This is a genomic window from Streptacidiphilus pinicola, assembly GCF_003258295.1.
GTDB classification, from domain to species: Bacteria; Actinomycetota; Actinomycetes; order Streptomycetales; family Streptomycetaceae; genus Streptacidiphilus; species Streptacidiphilus pinicola.
In genome coordinates this window covers 147,767-169,055 of the sequence record NZ_QKYN01000008.1, presented here as the reverse complement: position 1 = coordinate 169,055, position 21,289 = coordinate 147,767, and the positions used below count along the sequence as shown (strand labels likewise).

The 21,289-nt window shown below is 74.0% G+C and carries 21 protein-coding genes; 4 read left to right on the top strand and 17 right to left on the bottom strand.

What is annotated here, in order from left to right; translation table 11 throughout:
- Position 1 precedes the first annotated feature (1 nt).
- From DN069_RS02245 to DN069_RS02230, 4 genes are read left to right on the top strand one after another with little or no spacing between them, the layout of a single operon-like run.
- On the top strand, positions 2 to 1,798 hold the full coding sequence (locus tag DN069_RS02245; protein WP_111498970.1) for an ABC transporter permease: 1,797 nt from the start codon (positions 2 to 4) through the stop codon (positions 1,796 to 1,798).
- The gene (locus tag DN069_RS02240) at positions 1,795 to 2,985 is read left to right on the top strand and encodes an ABC transporter ATP-binding protein (RefSeq protein ID WP_111498969.1); all 1,191 of its coding nucleotides are present in this window, start codon (positions 1,795 to 1,797) and stop codon (positions 2,983 to 2,985) included. Before DN069_RS02245 ends, DN069_RS02240 begins: the two co-directional genes overlap by 4 nt.
- Positions 2,986 to 3,025: 40 nt before the next feature.
- Entirely contained in the window at positions 3,026 to 3,784 is a 759-nt protein-coding gene (locus DN069_RS02235; protein WP_111498968.1) for a COG4280 domain-containing protein, read from the top strand.
- Positions 3,781 to 4,026: a hypothetical protein gene (locus DN069_RS02230; RefSeq protein ID WP_111498967.1), complete on the top strand. Its 246-nt coding sequence runs from the start codon at positions 3,781 to 3,783 to the stop codon at positions 4,024 to 4,026. Before DN069_RS02235 ends, DN069_RS02230 begins: the two co-directional genes overlap by 4 nt.
- 21 nt (positions 4,027 to 4,047) lie before the next feature.
- Here the strand turns inward: DN069_RS02230 and DN069_RS02225 are convergent, their stop codons facing one another.
- The 17 genes from DN069_RS02225 to DN069_RS02150 all read right to left on the bottom strand — a co-directional run bounded on the left by DN069_RS02225 (position 4,048) and on the right by DN069_RS02150 (position 21,228).
- Positions 4,048 to 4,611, bottom strand: coding sequence for a Chromate resistance protein ChrB (locus DN069_RS02225; RefSeq protein WP_111498966.1), 564 nt, complete (start codon positions 4,609 to 4,611; stop codon positions 4,048 to 4,050).
- A 120-nt stretch (positions 4,612 to 4,731) separates the two neighbouring features.
- The gene (locus tag DN069_RS02220; protein WP_424556235.1) at positions 4,732 to 6,174 is read right to left on the bottom strand and encodes an amidase; all 1,443 of its coding nucleotides are present in this window, start codon (positions 6,172 to 6,174) and stop codon (positions 4,732 to 4,734) included.
- A 197-nt stretch (positions 6,175 to 6,371) separates the two neighbouring features.
- The gene (gene hypE / locus DN069_RS02215) at positions 6,372 to 7,361 is read right to left on the bottom strand and encodes a hydrogenase expression/formation protein HypE (RefSeq protein WP_111499047.1); all 990 of its coding nucleotides are present in this window, start codon (positions 7,359 to 7,361) and stop codon (positions 6,372 to 6,374) included.
- Positions 7,362 to 7,449: 88 nt separating this feature from the next.
- Positions 7,450 to 8,577 carry a hydrogenase formation protein HypD gene (hypD, locus tag DN069_RS02210; protein ID WP_111498964.1) on the bottom strand — a complete coding sequence of 376 codons (1,128 nt, stop codon included), beginning with the start codon at positions 8,575 to 8,577 and terminating at the stop codon, positions 7,450 to 7,452.
- Positions 8,574 to 8,888, bottom strand: coding sequence for a HypC/HybG/HupF family hydrogenase formation chaperone (locus DN069_RS02205; RefSeq protein ID WP_111498963.1), 315 nt, complete (start codon positions 8,886 to 8,888; stop codon positions 8,574 to 8,576). The genes hypD and DN069_RS02205 overlap by 4 nt, the downstream gene beginning before the upstream one ends.
- A 51-nt stretch (positions 8,889 to 8,939) precedes the next feature.
- The gene (gene hypF, locus DN069_RS02200; RefSeq protein ID WP_111498962.1) at positions 8,940 to 11,279 is read right to left on the bottom strand and encodes a carbamoyltransferase HypF; all 2,340 of its coding nucleotides are present in this window, start codon (positions 11,277 to 11,279) and stop codon (positions 8,940 to 8,942) included.
- A gap of 31 nt (positions 11,280 to 11,310) precedes the next feature.
- Complete coding sequence (gene hypB, locus DN069_RS02195; RefSeq protein WP_111498961.1) at positions 11,311 to 12,054, bottom strand: hydrogenase nickel incorporation protein HypB; 744 nt, start codon at positions 12,052 to 12,054, stop codon at positions 11,311 to 11,313.
- A 4-nt stretch (positions 12,055 to 12,058) separates the two neighbouring features.
- A complete protein-coding gene (locus DN069_RS02190; protein ID WP_111498960.1) occupies positions 12,059 to 12,457 on the bottom strand; it encodes a hydrogenase maturation nickel metallochaperone HypA/HybF in 399 nt (132 codons plus the stop codon).
- A 123-nt stretch (positions 12,458 to 12,580) separates the two neighbouring features.
- On the bottom strand, positions 12,581 to 12,682 hold the full coding sequence (locus DN069_RS42745) for a DUF6893 family small protein (protein ID WP_424556234.1): 102 nt from the start codon (positions 12,680 to 12,682) through the stop codon (positions 12,581 to 12,583).
- A 34-nt stretch (positions 12,683 to 12,716) separates the two neighbouring features.
- Positions 12,717 to 13,235: a hydrogenase maturation protease gene (locus DN069_RS02185; RefSeq protein WP_111498959.1), complete on the bottom strand. Its 519-nt coding sequence runs from the start codon at positions 13,233 to 13,235 to the stop codon at positions 12,717 to 12,719.
- Positions 13,232 to 14,662 carry a hypothetical protein gene (locus DN069_RS02180; protein ID WP_111498958.1) on the bottom strand — a complete coding sequence of 477 codons (1,431 nt, stop codon included), beginning with the start codon at positions 14,660 to 14,662 and terminating at the stop codon, positions 13,232 to 13,234. The genes DN069_RS02185 and DN069_RS02180 overlap by 4 nt, the downstream gene beginning before the upstream one ends.
- The gene (locus DN069_RS02175) at positions 14,659 to 15,333 is read right to left on the bottom strand and encodes a DUF6084 family protein (protein WP_243638843.1); all 675 of its coding nucleotides are present in this window, start codon (positions 15,331 to 15,333) and stop codon (positions 14,659 to 14,661) included. The genes DN069_RS02180 and DN069_RS02175 overlap by 4 nt, the downstream gene beginning before the upstream one ends.
- Positions 15,330 to 15,956, bottom strand: coding sequence for a DUF5947 family protein (locus DN069_RS02170; protein WP_111498957.1), 627 nt, complete (start codon positions 15,954 to 15,956; stop codon positions 15,330 to 15,332). The genes DN069_RS02175 and DN069_RS02170 overlap by 4 nt, the downstream gene beginning before the upstream one ends.
- A complete protein-coding gene (locus DN069_RS02165) occupies positions 15,953 to 16,498 on the bottom strand; it encodes a hypothetical protein (protein ID WP_111498956.1) in 546 nt (181 codons plus the stop codon). The genes DN069_RS02170 and DN069_RS02165 overlap by 4 nt, the downstream gene beginning before the upstream one ends.
- Positions 16,495 to 18,255, bottom strand: a complete 1,761-nt coding sequence (locus DN069_RS02160) for a nickel-dependent hydrogenase large subunit (protein WP_111498955.1) — start codon at positions 18,253 to 18,255, stop codon at positions 16,495 to 16,497. The genes DN069_RS02165 and DN069_RS02160 overlap by 4 nt, the downstream gene beginning before the upstream one ends.
- Positions 18,256 to 18,306: 51 nt before the next feature.
- Entirely contained in the window at positions 18,307 to 19,386 is a 1,080-nt protein-coding gene (locus tag DN069_RS02155; RefSeq protein ID WP_111498954.1) for an NADH-quinone oxidoreductase subunit B family protein, read from the bottom strand.
- 99 nt (positions 19,387 to 19,485) lie between these two features.
- Positions 19,486 to 21,228, bottom strand: coding sequence for a hydrogenase maturation protein (locus DN069_RS02150; RefSeq protein ID WP_111498953.1), 1,743 nt, complete (start codon positions 21,226 to 21,228; stop codon positions 19,486 to 19,488).
- Positions 21,229 to 21,289 lie beyond the last annotated feature (61 nt).

Sequence of the window (21,289 nt, the reverse complement as noted above, 5' to 3'; positions counted from 1 at the left end):
CATGACCGACACGACGCTCACCCCCGGACCGGTCGCCACCGCGCGCCCGGACCGGGGCTCCCCGCCGGGAGGGCTCGCCCGGGTCGGACGGGCCGTCAGGCCGCAGGCCGTGGCCACGCTGCGGCTGCTGCCCTGGGGGCTGTTCGCCGCGGTGCTGCTGCTCCCCGTCGCCGGGTTCCTGCTGGTCGCCGTCTCGCCCCGGCTCTTCGCCCAGGGCGACGCCTGGTTCACCCTCGCACCGTTCCAGCAGGTGCTCTCGGGATGGACCGCACACGCGCTGCTCGACTCCCTCGCCGTCGGCGCGGGTGCGGCGCTGCTGGCCACCGCCGTGGCCGTGGCGCTCGCCTGGCTCACCGAGCGCACCACGCTCGCGGGGCGGGGCCTGTGGCGGCTGCTGCTGTGGGCGCTGCTGCTCGCACCCTCCTACCTCGAATCGCTGGGCTGGACCTGGCTGGTGGAGCCGCAGGGCGTGCTGGACCGGCTGCTCGGCCAGGACCCGGTCTGGCTGCGCTCGGCGGTCTTCGGACCCGCCGGGGTGATCTGGGTGCTCGCCTCCCGCGGGGTGCCGTTCGCGTATCTGGCCGTCACCGCGCTGCTGCGGGGCCTGGGCCGGGAGTTCGAGGACGCCGCGCGCACGCACGGCGGCGGCCGTCTGGCCACCGCCCGGGTGCTGCTGCCGATGCTGGCCCCCGCGCTCTGGGCCGCGTTCGCGATCGTCTTCGCCGAGTCGGTCTCGGACTACGGCGTGGCCGCGACGCTCGCCTCGCAGGGCGACTTCCCGCTGCTGACCGGTGCGATGGAGCAGTCCATCGCCACCTTCCCGGCCGACTTCCCGCTCGCCTCGGCGATGGGCTGGCTGCTGCTGGCCCTGGTCGGGCTGGCGCTGCTGGCACAGCGGCGCTCGCTGCGCGGCCGCAGCTACCAGGTGCTCTCCGGACGCACCCGCCCGGCCCGGCGCACCCGGCTGGGCGCGCTCCGGCAGACGGCGGCGCTGGCCGGTGTCGGCACCTTCTTCGTCCTCGCGGCCGGTGTGCCGGCGTTCGGCGCGGCGGCGGCCTCGCTGCTGCCGTCCGGCGGCAGGGTCAGCGCGGCGTCCCTCGGGCTCGCGAACTTCCGCCATGTGCTGCGCTCGGGCGAGATGACGTCGGCGCTAGGCTACTCGGCGCGCCTCGCGGCGATCACCGCCTGCGCCGCCGTGGTGCTGGGCGCGGTGGCCGGACGGGCGCTGGCCCGCCAGGGCGGCGGCCGGGCCGGCCGCCTGCTGGACCTGCTGCTGCTCGCCGCGATCGCGCTGCCGAGCGTGCTGCTGGCGAGCGGTTACATCTTCACCTACAACCTGCCGTTCGCCTCGTCCCTCGGCATCGATCTCTACGGGACGACCGCGCTGCTGGTGCTCGGCTACCTGGCCGGGGCGCTGCCGTCGGCCGCCCGACTGCTGTCCGGTCCGCTCGGGCAGGTCAGCGACTCGCTGCTGTGGGCGGCCCGGATCCACGGCCGCCGTCCGGTGGCCGCGTGGGCCGGGGCGGTGCTGCCGCTGGTGGCCGGCTCGCTGGTGTGGGCCTGGCTGATCGCCTTCTGCGGCACGCTGCTGGAGCTGCCGGTGTCGCAACTGCTCGCCCCGCCGGGCCAGGAGCCGCTGTCGGTGGCCGTCACCCGGCAGTTGCAGGGCTACGACCTGGGCGCGGGAGCGGCGATGACCGTGCTGGTGGTCGCGGGCGCGCTCGTCCTGATCGGCCTCGTCCTCGGCGCGCTGCGCCTGTTCCTGCCCGCCGCCCGAAGCCTGGAGGCCCTGACATGAGAGCCGCTGACATGAGTGGCGCCGAGACGACCGGCACGACCGGCACCCTGCACGTGGCGGGGCTCAGCAAGTCCTTCGGCGCCACCCGTGTGCTCGACGAGGTCTCCTTCGCGGTCGAGCCGGGACGGTTCCTGGTGCTGCTGGGCCCCTCGGGTTCAGGCAAGACCACGCTGCTGCGCTGCCTGGCCGGCATCGAACGGGCCGACGCGGGCAGCATCCGGCTCGGCGGGCGGACCCTGGCCGAGGGCCGCACCCACCTGCCGCCGGACAAGCGCGAGTTGGCGATGGTCTTCCAGGACTACGCGCTGTGGCCGCACATGACGGCGGCCGGCAACGTCGGCTACGCGCTGCGCAGGCGGCGGCCCGGCCGCGAGGAGTCCGCCACCAAGGTGGCGAGCGCGCTGACGCGGGTCGGCCTCGGCGAGCACGCCGAGCGCTACCCGCACCAGCTCTCCGGCGGGCAACAGCAACGCGTCGCGCTGGCCCGCGCCCTGGTGGCCGAGCCCGGCCTGCTGCTCTTCGACGAGCCGCTGTCCAACCTCGACGCGGACCTGCGCGAGCGGCTGCGCGTCGAGATCGCGACGCTGACCCGTGAGAGCGGCGCGACCGTCGTCTACATCACCCACGACCAGGCCGAGGCTTTCGCGCTCGCCGACACCGTCGGCGTACTGGAGCAGGGCCGGCTGGTGCAGCTCGCCTCCCCCGAGGACGTCTACCAGCGTCCCGCCAGCCCTTTCGTGGCCCGCTTCACCGGCCTCGCCGGGGAGCTCGCCGGGCGCGTCGCGGACACCCCGCACCTGGGCCGGGTACTGTGCGCCACGGCGGCCGGCCCGCTGGTGGCCACCGCCATCGGCACGCACCAGGACGGCGCAGCGGTCCAACTGCTGCTGCGTCCGGCCGCGGTCGTGCTCGCCGCGGAGGGCGGCCCGGACGCCGACGCCCCCTCCGGGAGCCTGGCGGGGACGGTCGCCGACACCGCCTACCGCGGCCGTGGCTACGACCACGTCGTGGAGCTCAGCGACGGCACCCGCCTGACGGGCGTCTTCGACCGGCGGCCGCGCCCGCGCGGGACGCGCGTGCGCGTCACCGTCGACCCGGACGGCTGCTTCGCCTACCCCGCGTCCGCCTCGCAGGCCGAGCCGGACGCCGTCACACCGATCAACCGCACACCCGTGGAGGTCTCATGACCGTCCGTCCCCGTACCCGCCCACGTCCTGGAGGTGACCGATGACGACCTTCGTGCTCTTTGTGACCGTCCTGCTCGCCTGCGCGGTGGAGGCCGTCGAGGCGCTCACCATCGTGCTGGCGGCGGGCACCAGCCGGCACTGGGGCTCCGCCTGGCAGGGCACCGTCGCCGCGCTGCTGGTGCTGGCCGCGACCGTCGCCGCGCTCGGCCCGGCCGTCGGGCAGATCCCGCTCGGCGCGCTGCGCCTGGTCGTCGGCGCGCTGCTGCTGATCTTCGGCCTCCAGTGGCTGCGCAAGGCGGTCATGCGCGGCTCGGGCTACAAGGCGCTGCACGACGAGTCCCAGGCCTACGCCGACGAGGTCGCCGCGGCGTCCGGCGCGGCCGAGGGCGGCCGAGGCCGCGTCAAGGACTGGTACGCGTTCACGCTGTCCTTCAAGGGCGTGTTCCTGGAGGGGCTGGAGGTGGCGTTCATCGTCGTCACCTTCGGCGACAACCAGCACGACATCCCCGTCGCGGTGCTCGGCGCCGTGGTCGCGGTGGTCGCGGTGACCGTCGCCGGGTTCGCGGTGCGCGCGCCGCTGGCGCGGGTTCCGGAGAACACCATGAAGTTCGTCGTCGGCACCATGCTCACCGCCTTCGGCATCTTCTGGGCCGCCGAGGGCGCGGGCGCGAACTGGCCCGGCTCGGACGCGGCACTGCTGGTCGTCGTCCCGGCCGTCGCCGCGCTGGCGCTCGGCTACACCTCCGTTCTGCGCCGCGCCAAGGCCACCGCGGCCCAACCCGAGGGGAGCCTCACATGAGCCCCGTCTCCCGCGCCGTCGCGGCCCTGCGGTCCTTCGGCCGCTTCTGGTACGACTTCGTCATCGGCGACGACTGGCGCGTCGCGCTCGGCGTCGCCGTGACGCTCGCCGCCACCTGGGGTCTGACCCGGTCCGGCGTCAACGCCTGGTGGCTGCTGCCGATCGCGGTCGCGCTGCTGCTCGGCCTGTCGCTGCTCCGCGTCGTCCGAGCGGCCCGGCAGAAGTCTCCCAGCGGTTCCTGAACGCCCGTGGGAGGGGGTGGCTCATCGACCCTCCCCCTCCTCGGCGTAGACGCGGGCCGCGTACTCGTCGAGCACCTTCGCGCAGCGCTCCAGCGCCGAGACGCCGGCGGCCTTGCCCGTGGCGCCGAGGACGTCGCGGGCCTCGACCTTGGCGAACCAGTTGCGCAGCTTGGCCAGGTCCTCGTCGTTCTCCTCGAGCTCCGCGTAGGTGAAGTGCTCCGCGCGGTACTCCTTCTCGATCTGCCCGAGGAAGTCCTCACAGCGGTCGACGATCTCCTCGTACTCGTCGTCGCGGGCCGCGTTGAACTGGTCCTCCATCTCGGACCCGCCGCCCAGCACGCCCGCGTCCAGCAGCGACGCGGTGCCGCCCATCTCCACGATCTCGTTCCGCAGCAGGCGCAGCGCCCGCTCCGCGGTGGTGCTCGCCGGCAGCGCGGCGACGGAGTTCTGCAGGTAGATGGCGCCCATACCCTTGATCTTCCGCCACACGCCCGCGCGCAGCCGCGTCGGCTCGGCCGGGATCTTGTACACCAGCACCAGCCACCGCAGGCCCTGGGCCTGCCCCTCCGAGGCGTTCTGCCCCACGTCCGTCCTCCCGCACGCAACTCCGCTGCCGCCTGCCACGTTACCCGGCGCGGGTGCCTGGGCCTGCCTTGTGGCTCAGGCCGGATCAGGCCCGGCCTGAGCCGCAAGGCAGGCCCTAGCTCACTTCACCTGGGTGGGGGGACGCACCAGGTCCCAGCGGCGCTCGGCCTCCAGCTGGGCAGCCAGGGAGACCAGCCGGGCCTCGCTCGAGGCCGGTCCGAGCAGTTGGCAGCCGATCGGCAGCCCGGCCGCGGTGAAGCCCGCGGGGACGTTCACGCCCGGCCAGCCGACGACGTTCCACGGCCACGCGTACGGGCAGGCGGTGATCATCGCCCGGTCCAGCGCGCCGGGCCCGAGGTCGTCCGTCTCGCAGATCCGCAGCGGTGGGGCGGCCGTGGTCGGGGTCAGCACGACGTCGACCGTGTCGAAGACCGCGCCGATCCGGCGCTGCAACGGGGCCTCCGCCGCGCGGGCCGCGCGCAGCACCGGGCCGCCGAGGACCGCGCCGCGCCGGATGTTGGTGCGGGTGCGCGGGTCGAGCAGGGCCTGGTCCGGTACCCGGCGTGCCCAGGCCCGGATGCCGGCGAGGGCGCGCGGCAGCTGGGCCGGGCCGACGAGGCCGTAGCGGGGCTCGACCTCGACCACCTCGTGGCCCAACCGGGCCAGCGTCTCGGCGAGTTCGACGGTCGCGGCGCGGATCTCGGGGTCGAGCCGCAGCGGGTGGACCGCCCAGGCCGGGCGGAAGGAGAGGCCGATGCGCAGCCGGCCCGGCTCGCGACCGGCCGCCGGCAGGATCGCCTCGGGCGCGGGGCGATGCGGGTCCCCGGGGGCGTTGCCGGCGACCGTGTCGAGCAGCAGGGCCGCGTCCTTGACGGTCCGGGCCAGCGGGCCGAGGACGGTGAGCCCGTGGAACGGCTCGGGCTCCGGCCAGGCGGAGATCCGGCCGCGCTGCGGCTTGATGCCGACCAGATGCGTCCAGGCGGCGGGGATCCGTACCGAGCCGGCCCCGTCGGAGCCGATCGCCGCGGGCAGTACCCCGGCCGCGACCGCGGCGGCCGCGCCGCCGGAGGAGCCGCCGGGCGTGCGCTCCAGGTCCCACGGGTTGCGGGTGACGCCGAAGCCGCGGCCCTCGGTGAAGGCCCACTGGCCGATCTCGGGCGTGTTGGTCTTGCCGACGATGACGGCTCCGGCGGCGCGCAGGCGACGCACCACCTCGCTGTCGGCGGCCAGGGGCGGGAACGCCCCGGCGCAGCCGAACGCGGTGGGCTCGCCGGCGAGGTCCGTGTCGTCCTTGATCGCCACCGGCACGCCGAGCAGCGGCAGCCGCTCCCCCGCCGCGAGGCGCCGGTCCGCCTCCTCCGCCTCCTGCCGCGCGGCCTCGGCGCGCACCCTGCGGAAGGCGTTGAGCGTCGGCTGGGTCTCCTCGATCCGAGCGAGCGTCAGCTCGACGGCCTCGCGGGAACTGAGCTGACCCTCGCTCAGCCGGTCGGCGAGCTCGGCCAGTCCGGCCTGCGGGCGGTTCGCGGTGGTCATCGCAGGGATCGCCTTCCGTCGCAGCGTCATGCTTACTGCACAGTAACCGACCGGCCGACGCTCCGTGGGGAGTCCGTCCAGTCCGACGGGCCGCACCTCTCGGCCCCGGCGGCACCGGGCCGCGCGAGCCGGGCGCGAGCGGCGGTGCGAGGCGGGGCCGCCAGCGAGCGGCACAGCGCAGGGCCGCGGCCGCGCTGCGTGCGCGCGACCGCGGCCCTGGGCCGCGCTCAGCAGATCCGGGGCAGCTGCTCCCCCAGCGGGAGGTCGACGACGCGGGTGCCGCCGAGGCCGGTGCGGGCGACGACCATGCCCGGGTGCTGGTCCGTGCAGGCGCCGATCACGGCGGCCTGCGCGCCCAGCGGGTGGGCGCGCAGGGCGGCGAGGGCCGCGTCGGCGTGCTCGGGCGGGACGAAGGCGACGAGCTTGCCCTCGTTGGCGACGTACCAGGGGTCCAGGCCCAGAATCGCGCAGGCGTTGGCCACTTCAGCCGGCACCGGGACGGCGCGCTCCTCCACCGTGACGCCGACGCCCGCGGCGGCGGCGATCTCGTTGAGCGCGGCGGCCAGCCCGCCGCGCGTGGGGTCGCGCAGCACGTGCACGTCCGGCACGGCGGCCAGCAGGACTCGGACCAGATCGCCCAGCGGGGCGCAGTCGCTGCTGATCTCGACGCCGAACTCCAGCCCCTCCCGCACGCTCATCACGGCGATGCCGTGGACCCCGACCGGCCCGCTGACGATCACCACGTCCCCGGGCCGGGCCCGCTGCGGGCGGATGTCGACGCCGGGGGCGACCAGACCGACGCCGGAGGTGTTGACGTAGACGCCGTCGCCGTGGCCGGACTCGACCACTTTGGTGTCGCCGGTCACCACCTCCACACCGGCGCGCCGGGCCGCCGCGCCGAGCGCCTCGGCGATCCGGGCGACGGTATCCAGGTCGACACCCTCCTCCAGCACGAAGCCGCAGGAGAGGTAGGCGGGCACGGCGCCGCTCATGGCGAGGTCGTTGACGGTGCCGTTGACCGCCAGGTCGCCGATGCTGCCGCCGGGGAAGAAGAGCGGCCGGACCACGTAGGTGTCGGTGGAGAAGGCGATCCGGGCGCCGCCCAGGTCCAGCACCGCCGAGTCGCCGAGCTGGGCCAGGTGCTCGCCGCCGAAGGCGGGGGCGAAGACGTCGCGGACCAGCTCGGCGGAGAGCATGCCGCCCCCACCGTGGCCCATGACGACCCGTTCGCCGTTGCGCAGCGGCGCCGGGCAGCTGAATGTGGCGAAGTCGGGCCGGTCCTGCTCGGCGTCGGTCGCGAGGATGTCAGCCAACGGAGCTCGCCTCCACGGGGGTGGTGGTCGCGCCGCCGAGGCGGCGGTAGAGGTAGTAGGCGGCGCAGGCGCCCTCGCTGGAGACCATGGTCGCGCCGAGCGGGGTGCGCGGGGTGCAGGTGGTGCCGAAGGCCTCGCATTCGTGCGGCTTGAGCAGCCCCTGCAGCACCTCGCCGCTCCGGCACGCGGCCGGCTCCTTGGTGGCGATGGCGCCGACCTGGAAGCGGTGCTCGGCGTCGAACTCCCGGTACCGGTCCGCGAGCCGCCAACCGCTGGCGGGGATGGTGCCGATGCCGCGCCAGGCGCGGTCGGTGACCTCGAAGACGTCCGCCAGCATGCGGCGCGCCGCCGGGTTGCCCTCCGGGCGGACGGCGCGCGGGTAGGCGTTCTCGACGCGGTGCTCGCCACGCTCCAGCTGCAGCACGGCGCGCCGCACGCCCTCCAGGATGTCCAGCGGCTCGAAGCCGGTGACCACGATCGGCACCTTGAAGCGCTCGGCCAGCTCCGGGTACTCCTCCATCCCCATGACGCTGCACACGTGGCCGGCGGCGAGGAAGGCCTGCACCCGGCACTCCGGCGAGGTCATCAGGCCCTCGATCGCCGGGGGTACCCGCACATGGGAGACGAGCATGCTGAAGTTCTTCACGCCCAGCTTCTCGGCCTGGTAGACCGTCATGGCGTTGGGCGGCGCGGTGGTCTCGAAACCGATGCCGAAGAAGACGACCTCGCGCTCGGGGTTCTGCTGGGCCACGCGCAGCGCGTCGAGCGGGGAGTAGACGACACGCACGTCGCCGCCCCGGCTGCGGACCTGGAACAGGTCGCGGTCGCTGCCGGGCACGCGCAGCATGTCGCCGAAGGAGCAGAAGATCACGCCCGGCCGGGAGGCGATCTCCAGGGCCTTGTCGATGGTCTCCAGCGGCGTGACGCAGACCGGGCAGCCCGGCCCGTGGATCAACTCGACCTGCTCCGGCAGCAGTTGGTCGATGCCGTGGCGGATGATGGAGTGCGTCTGCCCGCCGCAGACCTCCATCAGCGCCCACGGGCGGGTGGTCACCGCGTGGATCTCGTCCAGCAGCTTGCGGGCCAGCACCGGGTTCTGGAACTCCTCGAGGTACTTCACGCCCGTGCCTCCTGGTCAGTGCCGGCCGGCTCGTCGGCACCGGCCGCCTTGGCGGCGATGGCCCACTGGTCGCCGAACTCCTCCTCCAGCAGCCCCAGCCCCTCGAACAGGGCCAGCGTCTGCCGCGCCGACTCCTCGTCGAGGCGCTGCAGCGCGAAGCCGACGTGGACGATGGTGTACTCGCCGACCTGCAGGTCGGGCAGGTACTCCAGGCACACCTCCTTGACGACGCCGCCGAAGTCGACGACGGCCATCCTGGTCCCCTCCCGTTCCTCGATCGACAGGACCTTGCCGGGCACCGCCAGGCACATGGGCTGTTCTCCCTCGCTTCGCATCATCCGCTGAACAGGGCCGTTCAGAGTTCAGAGCCGGCCCGCGACGGCGAGCTGGCCGAGGGCCAGTCCGCCGTCGTTGGGCGGTACCAGGCGGTGCCGCAGCACCGTGAAGCCGTCCGCGCGCAGGCCGTGCAGACAGGCCGTCAGCAGCAGCGCGTTGGCGAACACCCCGCCGCTGAGCGCGACGGTGCCGACGCCGGTCCGCTCGCGCAGCCGCCCGCAGACCTCGCGCACCGCGCCGGCGAGGCCCGCGTGGAACCGGGCCGCGATCAGCTGCGCGCCCGTGCCCGCGGTGACGTCGGCGACGACGGCGCGCAGCACCGGCGCGGGGTCGAGACGCCACGGCGTGTCGGGGTCTTCGCTCAGGTGGAACGCGTAGGGCTCGGGCGCGGGGCCGTCCCAGGCGCAGGCGGCCGCCTCCAGCTCGATCGCGGCCTGGGCCTCGTAGCGGGCGCGCTGGCAGACGCCCGCGAGGGCGGAGACGGCGTCGAAGAGCCGGCCCGCGCTGGAGGTCGGCACGCAGTTGAGGCCGAGCTCCAGCTGCCGGGCCAGCACCCGCCGTTCGTCCTCGGCGCAGGCGTCGACGCAGGGCAGCCCGGCGGTCCAGGGCAGTCCGGCCGCGTGCAGGTGGGCCAGGGCCATCCGATAGGGGCGGTGGACGGCCGCGTCGCCGCCGGGCAGCGGCGCCTCGGCGAGGTGGGCGAGGCGGCGGAAGCCGTCGTAGTCGGCGAGCAGGAACTCGCCGCCCCACACCGTGCCGTCGTGGCCGTAGCCGGTGCCGTCGAAGGCGACACCGAGCACCGGGACCGAGCCGTCCCAGCCGTTCTCGGCGAGCACGGAGGCGATGTGGGCGTGATGGTGCTGGACGGTGCGCAGCGGACGGGTGCCGGCGTTGCGACGGGCCCAGCCGGCGGAGCGGTAGGCGGGGTGGGCGTCGGCGGCGAGCCGCGCGGGCGCGACGCCGCTGATCGACTCCAACTGCCGCTCGGCGCGCTCGAACGCGGCCAGGGTGGCCAGGTCGTCCATGTCGCCGATGTGCGCGGAGAGCCAGGCGCTGCGGTCGCGGCCGAGGCAGAGGGCGTTCTTCAGGTCCCCGCCCACCGCCAGCGTCGGCGCCACCGTGAACGGCAACGCGACGGGGAAGGGCGCGTAGCCGCGCGAGCGGCGCACCAGCAGCTCCTCGCCGTCGACGACGCGCACCACCGAGTCGTCGCAGGGCACATGGATCGGCCGGTCGTGGGTGAGCCAGGCGTCCGCGAGTGGGGCGAGCCTGTCGAACGCCTCGGCCTCGTCGGTGACGATCGGTTCGCCGCCCAGATTGCCGCTCGTCATGACCAGCAGCCGCGGCCCGGGGGCGTCGCCGGGCAGGCCCAGCAGCAGGTGGTGGACGGGCGTGTAGGGCAGCATCACGCCCAGGTCGGGGCTGCCGGGCGCGACACCGTCGGCGACGAGGGAGCGCGCCTGCTCGTCCACCTCCCGTCGGCGGCGCAGCAGCACGATCGGACGCCGCATCCCCGTCAGCAGCGCCCGCTCCTCGGGGCCCAGGTGCACCAGTCCGGCGATCTCGTCGGGCTCGGCCGCCATCAGCGCGAACGGCTTCGCTCCGCGCGCCTTGCGGTGCCGCAGCACCGCGACGGCCGTCGGGTTCGCCGCGTCGCAGGCCAGGTGGTAGCCACCCAGCCCCTTCACCGCCACGACGGCCCCCTGGGCGAGCAGCCGCCGCGCTCCGGCGACCGGGTCGCCGGAGCGCTCGACCGGTCCGTCGGGGGCGTCGACGAGCAGCCGCAGCCGGGGGCCGCAGTCGTGGCAGGCCACCGGCTGGGCGTGGAAGCGCCGGTCGGTCGGGTCGCCGTACTCCCGGGCGCAGCGCGCGCACATCGGGAAGCCGGCCATCGTGGTGTTGGCGCGGTCGTAGGGCAGGCCGGTGACGATGGTGAAGCGCGGCCCGCAGTGCGTGCAGGTGACGAAGGGGTGCCGGTGGCGGCGGTCGTCCGGGTGGCGCAGCTCGGCGAGGCAGGCCGCGCAGGTGGCCGTGTCGGGTGAGACCAGGGTGCGGCGCGCTCCGCCGCCGCGCGAGGCCTCGATGGTGAACTCGGCGTCACCGCGCGGCGCGACCGGTTCGTCACGGACCGACTGGACGACGGCCAGCGGCGGTGCCTCCGGCCCGAGCCGCGCGCAGAAGGCTGCGACCGCCGCCCGCGCGCCCTCGACCTCGGCGACGACGCCCTCGGAGGTGTTGCTGACGTAGCCGGTCAGCCGCAGTTCGCGGGCGAGGCCGAAGACGTAGGGACGGAAGCCGACGCCCTGCACCACGCCCTGCACGGTGACGCGGCGACGCTCGGCGGGGACGGTGGTGGGAGCGGTCATGGCGGCCTCGGTGCTCTCGGTGGCCGTGCGGTCAGTGGGCGTGCTCGTGCACGTGGTGGTGGTGCGGGTGCCCGTGGCGCTGCGGCCCCGTGGCCATCACCGGACGGTGCGCGGGTCCGCCGTTCTCGTGCGCGGCCACCGCCCGGTCCAGCAGGGCGCCCACGCCCTCCCCGCGCCGGGCGGAGGTGAAGACCACCTCGACGCCCGGGTTGACCTGCCGCACGTTGGCGAGGAAGCCCGCGCAGTCGAACTCCACCGCCTCGGCCAGGTCCGCCTTGGTGACCACCACCAGATGGGCCAGGCCGAAGGCGCTCGGGTACTTCAGCGGCTTGTCCTCCCCCTCGGTGACCGAGGCGAGCGCCACCCGCAGCGTCTCGCCGAGGTCGTAGGAGGCGGGGCAGACCAGGTTGCCCACGTTCTCGACGAAGAGCAGACGCGTCGCCTCGGGCAGCCAGCCGTCCAGTTGGGCGGCCAGCATGTCGGCCTCCAGATGGCAGAGTCCGTCGGTGAGCACCTGCTTGACCGGCGCGCCGGAGCGGGCGAGCCGGGTGGCGTCGTTCTCGGTGGCGAGGTCGGCGGTGAGCGCGGCGACGGGGACGCCGCGCTCACACGCCAGCTTCAACTCCGCCTCCAGCAGCGCGGTCTTGCCGCTGCCGGGGCTGGACAGGAGGTTGACGACGGTGGTGCCGCGGGCGGCGAGCCGGGCGCGCAGCTCGTCGGCTCGGTGGTCGTTCTTGGCGAGCACGGCCTGCTGCAGCTCGGTCACACGGCACACGGGCTCAGTCCTCCTTCGGGGTTGCCGTGCGCGCCGGTTGGCCCCAGCGCACCTCGGCGATCTCCAGTTCCCGCCCGGCGGTCAGTTGGCTCGCGCCGCTGCCGCAGCGCGGGCAGCACAGGTCGGGCGGCAGTCCGGTGGCCCAGTCGGCGTCGCAGGGGGCGCAGCGGGCCCGGCCCGCCACGGTCTCGACGTGCAGCTCGGCGCCAACCAGCAGGCTGTCGGCGCAGGCCAGTTCGAAACAGAAGCGGAGCGAGTCCGGCACCACACCAGCGAGTTCGCCGACCCGGAGGGTCACGCTGCGAGCCTTGGGCGCGGACGCACCGGTGTCGTCCCCGGCCACCACGCGCGCCGCCGTCTCGACCTGGCCGACGACGGCCAGTGCGATCGACATCTCGTGCATGGTGCCCTCCCGGTGCCGCGACGGGGGCGGGCCCCGGCGGCCCTGCCATTACAGGACGGCGGGCGGGGCCACCGGCTCCGCCACGCCGTCAGGGACCCCGGTGGGTCCACCGTTCGGACGCGCTCACATCGTGCGCATCTTCAGATACCGCTTGATGTCGGGCAGGTTGGCCGCGACGATCCCGGCCAACGCGAGCAGCGTCATCCCGCAGAAGAGCTTGAACATGTGCACCTCCTCGGTCGCTCTGGATGGTGGTCCGTCAGTTCACGGGCACGGTCGCGGTCGCGGCGTCCTCGGCGAGGACCCGCAGCACGACGGCCACGGCCTCGTCGAGGGCGTCGGCGACCGGGTCGCTCAGCCCGATGCCCTCCTCCAGCGAGGCGGGTTCGCAGCCGACCACGACGATCCGGCCCGGACGCGTGCCGTCCGTGCCGTCGCTGAGGGTGACCAGCAGCGCCAGGACGGCGTCCGGCGTCATCCGGTGCCCGTCGATGAGCACGGTCTCCGGGACGGCGGTCTCGGCGTGGTCGATGAGGTAGACGGTGCCGGGCGCGCCGCCCTGGGCCGTCGCGTCGAGCAGCACGACGGTGTCGTAGCCGTCGAGCAGTTGGTAGGCGAGGTGGACGCCGCGCACGCCGATGTCCACGACCTCGACGCCGGGCGGCAGTTCGCACCGGGCGAGCAGCGCGGCGGCGCCGACGCCGAAGCCGTCGTCGCCGAGGAAGATGTTGCCGAGCCCGGCCACCAGCGTGCGCCGGGGGGCCTGCCGCGCGCTCATCGGGCCTCCACCGGGACCACCTCGTCGGGCTGGAAGTAGAGGAACCGGCCCTGGGCCCGGCGCAGGTCCGCGCCCGGGTCGTCGTCGAGCGTCACGGCGAGGTGGACGACGCCGTCCACGTCCTGGATCACCGCCTCGACCAGCGCTGGGGCGTCCTGCAGGAACAGGTCCTGGGCGTCGGTGCGCCGCCGGCCCGGGCGCAGCCGCACCCGGCTGCCCGCGCCGACGGGCGTGCCGTCGACGAGGACGCGGTCCGTCCCGGGGTCGACACTCGCGTCCACCGCCGGGTCCCACCAGGGCAGTTGGGGCGTCATCAGGTCGGCGAGCGCCGCGTCCTCCTCGCCCGGGGTGACCAGCACGGGCGGCCCGTCGGTCACCTCACGCAGCGAGCGGACCGCGCCGTGCAGCCGCTCCCAGATCTCCGGGGGCAGCGAGTCGGCGAGGTCGACAACTGCCGCGGCGCGGTCGTCCGTGCCGCGGGCCTCGCGTTTCTCCTGGTCGGTGAGGGCGGCGGTGCGCAGCGCGAGGATCTCGTCGATCTCGGTGGCGTCGTACAGGGTGCCACAGCTCTCCGGCGCGATCCTGGGGTGGTCCTCCAGGATGATCGGGGAGGAGAGCACCACGTCCGCGCGTCCGTCCACGCCGGCCAGCACCGGCCAGGTGCGCTCGTTGCGGCACTCCTTGACGGCCGGGGCCGCCCATTCGGGCGGGTCGGTCATCGACACGAAGGAGCCGGCCGTGAGGCCGAGCAGCAGGTGGGCGGAGACCAGCGCGTGCGGCAGGGCCGCCTCCCGGTCCGCGGCCCGGCCCAGACCGGGGCACCACTCGCCGGTGTTCTCCACCACCGCACGCAGCCGCACCACCCGGCAGGGGCCTGGGAGTTCGACCGCCCACAGCCGCAGCACGCCGTCGACCTGGGCGCGCCGCCGCACCAGCCGGCCCACCAGCTGCCCCGCCTCGTCGCGGACGTCCTCGGTCTCCTCGGTGGCCGGGCGGCGGAACGGGAACGCGACGGCCTTGTTGTGGGCCGCGCAGAGCTCGGCGATCGGGACGCGGAACTCGACCGCCTCCTCGACGCCCTCGTCCCAGGGCACCAGCACCCGGTCGGGCAGCTCGAGCCGGTCCACGGTCCGGAAGGAGCGGTGCGGCCCCGCGCTCTGCACGGTCCGCCGCTGGGTGTGCAGGAACCGCACCTGGGCGACGAGTTCCGCGTCCGCGCGGGGCTCGGCCAGGCACTCGGTGCGGTGCCAGGCGTGCTCGCCGACGTCGAGCCCGTAGGCGGGCGGCACCAGCACGCCGAACTGCCAGCGCATCCGGTTCTTGGCGGAGGAGGCGCGGTACGGGTAGAGCACGTAGCCCTCGTACAGCACCGCGTCGGCGACCTCGCGGGCGGTGTCGAAGCAGGGCCCGGCGGCGATGGTGGTCACGTGGGACTCCCTTCGGAGGTCAGCAGGCGCGGGGACTCGTCGGCGTGCGTGAGCAACTGCTCGACCGCGGCCTCCCAGGACGGCAGGGCGTGGCGGGAGCGGTAGGCGCGCAGGGCGTCCAGCACGTCGCGGGGCAGCCGGAGCCAGCCGCAGCCGGGGAAGTGCTGCTCGATCATCTCCCGCCACACGGCCACCGGCAGACCGCAGCGGGCCTCCTTGTGCCAGGGCACCGGCTCGACCTGGAAGCCGCCGGGCCCGCGGAACGCCGTGCCGGAGAAGAGCAGCAGCAGCGGCACCTCGCCGTCGGCCAGCGCCTCGCAGTAGCGGGTCGCGGCGATGTCGGTGTCGTAGCTGCACGGCACCGGCAGCTCCACCTCGGTGCTGCCGTCGAACCCGGGGACGACGACGGAGACCTGGGCGAACTGCAGCGGGTTGAGGCTGCGGCCCCAGCGTTCGCGCTCGCCGAAGAGGTCGCCGAGCCGCTCGGCCTCGGTGTCGTCGTAGCCGCGCCGGGCGGGTTCGACGCGGAACTGGCAGCGCAGCGCGAGCGCGTGGACCCGCCGGTCCTCGCCTCCGGCGGTGACCCGGATGCGGAACACCAGGGTCGGCCCGACGGCGTAGGGCTCGGCGCGCACGCCCAGACAGACGAAGTCCAGTCCGCCGCCGCTCACGCCCCGGCCTCCCTCACCCGGGTGAGCGGACGGGCCTGCCGGGCCACCTCCGCGAAGAACGCGTCGAGTTCGGCGTGCGCCTCGGCGCCCCCGTCGAAGCCCTGCCAGAACATCCGCATCCGACCCACCAGTTCGTACGCGGCATCGACCGGCACCAGGTGGCAGTCGCGGTGTCCGCCGGTCCGGCGGATCAGCAACGCCTCGACGTCCGGGCGCAGTTCCGCCGCGAGCGGGGTGGCGGCGGCGAACCGCTGCCACACGTCGTCGTCGATCTCGCTCTCGGTCACCCCGGCGGGGCCGGGGAAGCAGGCGACGACCTGGCCGAGGGCGGAGTTCCACAGCAGGAACGCGACGCCGATGGGGATGCGCAGCAGCGCCCAGGCGTCCTCGCCCAATGGGGCGACCGGATCGGCGAGGTAACGTCGCGGCACGGACCGGTACTTGACGCCGCCGGCCCCGTCCCGGTCGAACAGCGCCGCGCACGCCGGACACGCACAGGCGAGCGCCCGCCGCTCGACGTCGACCAGATGCCGATGCCCGCCCGCGACGGGGACCCCACACAACTCACACCGCTCCACGGCCACGGGCCGCGGCGCCACAAAGCGCCGGAGCCCGGCGCTCACCGTGCCTCCGTGGCCGCGGCCGGTGCGCCCGGGCGGATCCCGATCTGCAGGAGGGACGGCCCGCGCTCGGCCGTCGCGATCTCGACGGTGGTGAGCTCGGGCGCGAAGCAGGAGAGCGAGGCCTCGACCTGCTCCCGCAGCGCCGCGTTGGTGCTGGGGCAGCCGCAGCCGTGCGCGCCGTCGTCGACTTGACGCAGCGTCAATCGCCCTGCCGTCGCGTCCAGCTCGGCGATCTCCAGGGAGCCCGCGCCGGAAGCGCGCAGCGCCCGGTCGACGCGGGTGGGCAGGTCGTCGGGGTGCAGTTCGTGCAGGACCAGCAGCCCGGCCGTGACCTCGTCGTCCAGCAGCGCGGACAGCGGGGCGCCGGAACGTCCCGAGAGCAGGCCCACGGCGCGGGCCAGGCCCGCGCCGTAGAACTCCATCAGCGCCCGGACCAGTTCCTCCGCCGTCGCGGCCGCGGCGGGATCCTGCGCGGCGAGCCGGTCGAGCAACTCCTCGACGCGCGCGGCGGTCTGCTGCGGCGAGGCCGGGGTGGCCGTCATCCGGCCAGACCGCTCAGGCCCGTCGGGACGTGCATCTTCTGCACGGTCTTCCCGCCGCCCACGTACATGTGCACGCCGCAGGGCAGGCACGGGTCGAAGCTGCGGACCGCGCGCATGATGTCGATGCCCTTGAAGTTGTCCGGCGGGTTCTCCTCGAAGATGGGCGTGTTCTGCACCGCGTCCTCGTAGGGGCCGGGCGTGCCGTAGCTGTCGCGCACGGAGGCGTTCCACGGCGTCGGCGGGTAGGGGTGGTAGTTGGCGATCTTGCCGTCGCGGATCACCATGTGGTGCGAGAGCACGCCGCGCACGGCCTCGGTGAAGCCGCAGCCGATGGACTCGTCCGGCACCTCGAACTTCTCCCAGGTCGAGGTGCGTCCGGCGCGGATCTCCACCAGTGCCTTCTCGGCGGCGTGCAGGGCGACGCCGGCCGCGTAGGCCTGGAAGTAGGTGCGGGCCCGGTTGCGCTCCAGCGCGTTGCTCCACTGCGGGATCTTCCACTCGAAGGTGGTCTCCGGCTTGGTGAGCGTCCGGGGCAGGTTGATGACCACGCTGTGGCCGGTGGCCTTGACGTAGCCGATGTCGACCAGGCCGGACAGCGCGGTGGACCACAGGCGCGCGAGAGGGCCGCCCCCGGTGTCGAGCGCCAGGTGGTCGGTGCCGTCGAACCAGCGCGGGGACATGACCCAGCTGTACTTGTCGTCGAAGTTCCGCTTCTGCGGTGCCGGGATGGTGTGCTGGTTCCACGGGTGCCGCGGGTCGACGGGGTTGCCGAGCGGGTCGTGGGTGACGAACTGCTCCTGGCCTTCCCAGTCCTGGTAGTAGGAGCTGCCGAGCAGGATCCGGATGCCCAGGTTGATCTGCGTCAGGTCGTTGGTGACGAGCTTGCCGTCGACCACCACACCCGGCGTGACGAACATGCGCCGACCCCAGTCGGTCATGTTGCGGTAGGTGAAGTCGCAGTACTCCGGGTCGTTCAGCGCGCCCCAGCAGCCCAGCAGCACGCGGCGGCGGCCGACCTCCTCGTAGCCAGGGAGCGCCTCGTAGAAGAAGTCGAAGAGGTCGTCGTGGAGCGGGACGACGCGCTTCATGAACTCGACGTAGCGCATCAGCCGGCTCATGTAGTCGGTCATCAGCTGGACGGAGGCGACGGTGCCGACGCCGCCCGGGTAGAGGGTGGAGGGGTGCACGTGGCGCCCCTCCATGAGACAGAACATCTCCCGGGTGTAGCGCGAGACCTGGAGGGCCTCGCGGTAGAACTCGCCCTCCAGCGGGTTCAGCGAGCGCATGATGTCGGCGATGGTCTTGTACCCGTGGTCGCCGGCGTGCGGGGCCTCGGTGCGTTCGGCCAGCTCCAGCACGCCGGGGTTGGTCTCCTTGACCATCTTCTCGCAGTAGTCGACCCCGACCAGGTTCTCCTGGAAGATGTTGTGGTCGAACATGTACTCGGCGGACTCGCCGAGGTTGATCAGCCACTCGCCCAGGTGCGGGGGCTTCACGCCGTAGGCCATGTTCTGCGCGTACACCGAGCAGGTGGCGTGGTTGTCACCGCAGATGCCGCAGATGCGGCTGGTGATGAAGTGCGCGTCGCGCGGGTCCTTGCCGCGCATGAAGACGCTGTAGCCGCGGAAGACGGACGAGGTGCTGTAGCACTCGGCGACCCGCTTCTGCTTGAAGTCGATCTTCGTGTGGATGCCCAGGCTGCCCACGATCCGGGTGATCGGGTCCCAGGACATCTCCAGCAGTCCGTCTGCCGCCATGGTGGTGTTCGCTCTTTCCCTAGTCGGTCGGATGGGTCGGATGAACTGCCCTTACCAGGGCTTGCGGTAACCCGTCGTCAGCTTCTCGCCCGTGTGCCGCCACTTGGGTTCCTGGTCGACCGTCTTCATGGTCACGGCGCGCAGCCTGCGGATGGCCGCGCCGTAGATGCCGCTGGCGGTCGAGGAGATCTTGCCGCCGGGGGGCTGGTCCATGAACGGCATGAACTTGTCCGGGAAGCCCGGCATGGTGCAGCCGATGCAGATGCCGCCGACGTTGGGGCAGCCGCCGATGCCGTCCATCCAGCCGCGCTTGGGCACGTTGCAGTGCACCACCGGGCCCCAGCAGCCCAGCTTGACCAGGCACTTGGGCGAGTCGTAGGTCGTGGCGAAGTCGCCCTGCTCGTAGTAGCCGGCCCGGTCGCAGCCCTCGTGGACGGTGGCGCCGAAGAGCCAGGTCGGCCGGAGCTTGTCGTCCAGCGGGATCATCGGCGCGGCGCCGGTGGCCTGGTAGAGCAGGTAGGTCAGCGTCTCGGCGAAGTTGTCGGGCTGGATCGGGCAGCCGGGCACGCACACGATCGGGATACCCGCCTTGGACTTCCAGTTCCAGCCCAGGTAGTCGGGCACGCCCATGGCGCCGGTCGGGTTGCCCTCCATGGCGTGGATGCCGCCGTAGGTGGCACAGGTGCCGATGGCCACGACCGCCAGCGCCTTGGGGGCCAGCCGGTCCAGCCACTCGCTGGTGGTGATGGGTTGGCCGGTGGCGGGGTCGTCGCCGAAGCCGCACCAGTAACCCTCGGGCTTGATCGACTCGTTGGGGATGGATCCCTCGACGACCAGGACGAAGGGCTCGAGTTCGCCGCGGTCCGCCTTGAAGAACCACTCGATGAACGCGTCGGCGCCCTGCACCGGGCCGCACTCGAAGTCGATCAGCGGCCAGTGCACGGCGATCTTCGGCAGCCCGGGGAGCGCGCGCAGCGCGATCTCCTCGATGCTGGGCTGGGTCGCGGCCGTCAGCGAGACCGAGTCGCCGTCACAGCTCAGGCCTGCGTTGATCCAGAGAATGTGAATCGGGGCCTCGTCCTCGGCGGCGCCGGGGCCCGCCGTGGCGGTGGAAGTCTGCGCATCCGACATGGATGCCTCCAATGGGGAAGGTCACTACAGAGCCAGACAACGGCGTCCTGCCTCATGGATAACGTGCGCCACGCCGCGGCGCGCGCCGAGGTGGGGCCGTCAGGGTGACGTGGCCACGGCCAACCGGTGGTAGTCCCGCAGGTGCTCGGGCGTCGCCGTCGGCCGCTCCTTGCGCACGAATGCGCGGCGCAGCGCGTGGTACGGGTGGGCGGCGTCGAAGAAGACGGCGTGCATCCGGGCGAGTTCCTCGTCCCGGTACACGTGCAGCGGCTTCTCGGCCTCGACCAGGTCCAGTTCGGCCTTCTTGCGGGCCGCCCGGGCCTGGCAACCCGGGCTCGCGGCCAGCCGCTGCGCCGACCGGATGACGGAGCCGGCGAACTCCTCCGGGCCGCACTCCAGCACCCGGTCGACCAGCCCCAGGTCCTGGCCGCGCTCGGCGCGCACCGGCAGGGCCGCCGTCAGCAGCCGCTCCGCCTCCCCCGGCCCGACCCGCCGCGGCAGCGAGTAGGTCCAGTACTCGGAGCCGTAGAGCCCCATCAGCCGGTAGTGGGGGTTGAGCAGCACGCCGCTCCGGCACCAGACCTCGTCCGCGGCCTGGGCCAGCATCACCCCGCCGGCGGCGGCGTTGCCGCCGAGCGCCGCGACGACCAGCCGGTCGGTGGTCGTCAGCACCGCCTCGACCAGGTCGTCGATGGCGTTGATGTTGGCCCAGGACTCCGCGGCGGGGTCGGGGGCGGCCTCGATGACGTTCAGGTGGATGCCGTTGCTGAAGAAGTCCCGCCGGCTGCCCAGCACCAGGACGGAGGTGGGCCGCCGGCAGGCCTCGCGGTAGGCGGTGAGCAGCCGGCGGCAGTGATGGGTGCTCATCGCGCCCGCCGGGAAGGAGAACCAGAGCAGCCCGACGTCGCCGACCTCCTGGTAGCGGATGTCGCTCCAGGTGCGGCGCTCGGGCCCGAGCTCCAGCGGCACGGACGACTCCGGCAGCGGCAGCGGCCGCTCGGTCCGGTCACGCAGCGCCAGGGCGAGCGCGAGCGTGGCGGGCAGGGTGAACGGGGGCGGCCCGCCGGGGCGGCGCCGGGCGCGCAGCTGCGGGATCCACACGGCGCCGTCGACGGTCGCCCGGCAGATCGCGCCCGCGCGCGACGCCAGCAGCTCGCCCGGGGCGCCGCGCAGCAGATCCTCCTCGTGCCCGCCGTGCAGGAACCACTGCGCCCCGCCGATCTCGTCCAGCACGCCCGGCTGCGAGTCGGCGGCCCGCAGCCGGCGCAGCACCTCGGCGGTGGTGTCCCGCCGCCAGTCGATGCGGCGCTCGTCCTGCCGCAGCAGCGGCCGGACCCGCACCCGGGCGGCCACGTCGGGGGTGTCCTGCCGCAGCGGGCGGTAGCCGCCGGAGGCGAAGCGCTCGACGGCCAGCAGCACAGCGTCCAGGGCGGTGTCCGCGAGTTCGCCGCGGTACAGGTCGCTCTTGCCGCGCGTTGGCAGCGGGCAGGCGGCGGTGGCCCAGACGGGCCCGGCGTCCATCTCCGCCTCCGCCTGCAGGACCGTCACGCCCCACTCGGCGCACTCCTCCTGCACGGCCCGGTCGAGCGAGGAAGGACCGCGGTCGCCCAGCGGTCCCGGATGCACGATCAGGCAGGGAACGGTGGACCAGACGTCCTCGGGGACGACGGACTTCAGCATCGGGGCGATCACCAGCTCGGGTGCCAGCCGGGTCACCGCCTCGCGCACGGCCGCGTCGCTCAGGGCCAGCTCCACCGCGACCGCGTGCCCCCGGTCCCGCAGCGCCGCGAAGACGCGCTGGGTGAGGCTGTTGAACGCGGACGCCAGCAGCAGGATCTCCACACGGGCCTCCTCCTGGGCACCGCGTCGTACCGCTCCGGCCGCTCCGGCCGCACGCCGTGTC

What these genes read in the sequence shown, in the direction of transcription:
- DN069_RS02220 (WP_424556235.1), bottom strand. Translation starts at nt 6,174, where the DNA reads ATGACGCTGCGACGGAAGGCGATCCCTGCGATGACCACCGCGAACCGC.
- DN069_RS02155 (WP_111498954.1), bottom strand. Translation starts at nt 19,386, where the DNA reads ATGTCGGATGCGCAGACTTCCACCGCCACGGCGGGCCCCGGCGCCGCC.
- DN069_RS02235 (WP_111498968.1), top strand. Translation starts at nt 3,026, where the DNA reads ATGACGACCTTCGTGCTCTTTGTGACCGTCCTGCTCGCCTGCGCGGTG.
- DN069_RS42745 (WP_424556234.1), bottom strand. Translation starts at nt 12,682, where the DNA reads ATGTTCAAGCTCTTCTGCGGGATGACGCTGCTCGCGTTGGCCGGGATC.
- DN069_RS02205 (WP_111498963.1), bottom strand. Translation starts at nt 8,888, where the DNA reads ATGTGCCTGGCGGTGCCCGGCAAGGTCCTGTCGATCGAGGAACGGGAG.
- DN069_RS02245 (WP_111498970.1), top strand. Translation starts at nt 2, where the DNA reads ATGACCGACACGACGCTCACCCCCGGACCGGTCGCCACCGCGCGCCCG.
- hypF (WP_111498962.1), bottom strand. Translation starts at nt 11,279, where the DNA reads ATGACCGCTCCCACCACCGTCCCCGCCGAGCGTCGCCGCGTCACCGTG.
- hypE (WP_111499047.1), bottom strand. Translation starts at nt 7,361, where the DNA reads ATGGGCCACGGTGGGGGCGGCATGCTCTCCGCCGAGCTGGTCCGCGAC.
- DN069_RS02230 (WP_111498967.1), top strand. Translation starts at nt 3,781, where the DNA reads ATGAGCCCCGTCTCCCGCGCCGTCGCGGCCCTGCGGTCCTTCGGCCGC.
- DN069_RS02160 (WP_111498955.1), bottom strand. Translation starts at nt 18,255, where the DNA reads ATGGCGGCAGACGGACTGCTGGAGATGTCCTGGGACCCGATCACCCGG.
- DN069_RS02190 (WP_111498960.1), bottom strand. Translation starts at nt 12,457, where the DNA reads ATGCACGAGATGTCGATCGCACTGGCCGTCGTCGGCCAGGTCGAGACG.
- DN069_RS02165 (WP_111498956.1), bottom strand. Translation starts at nt 16,498, where the DNA reads ATGACGGCCACCCCGGCCTCGCCGCAGCAGACCGCCGCGCGCGTCGAG.
- DN069_RS02185 (WP_111498959.1), bottom strand. Translation starts at nt 13,235, where the DNA reads ATGAGCGCGCGGCAGGCCCCCCGGCGCACGCTGGTGGCCGGGCTCGGC.
- DN069_RS02240 (WP_111498969.1), top strand. Translation starts at nt 1,795, where the DNA reads ATGAGAGCCGCTGACATGAGTGGCGCCGAGACGACCGGCACGACCGGC.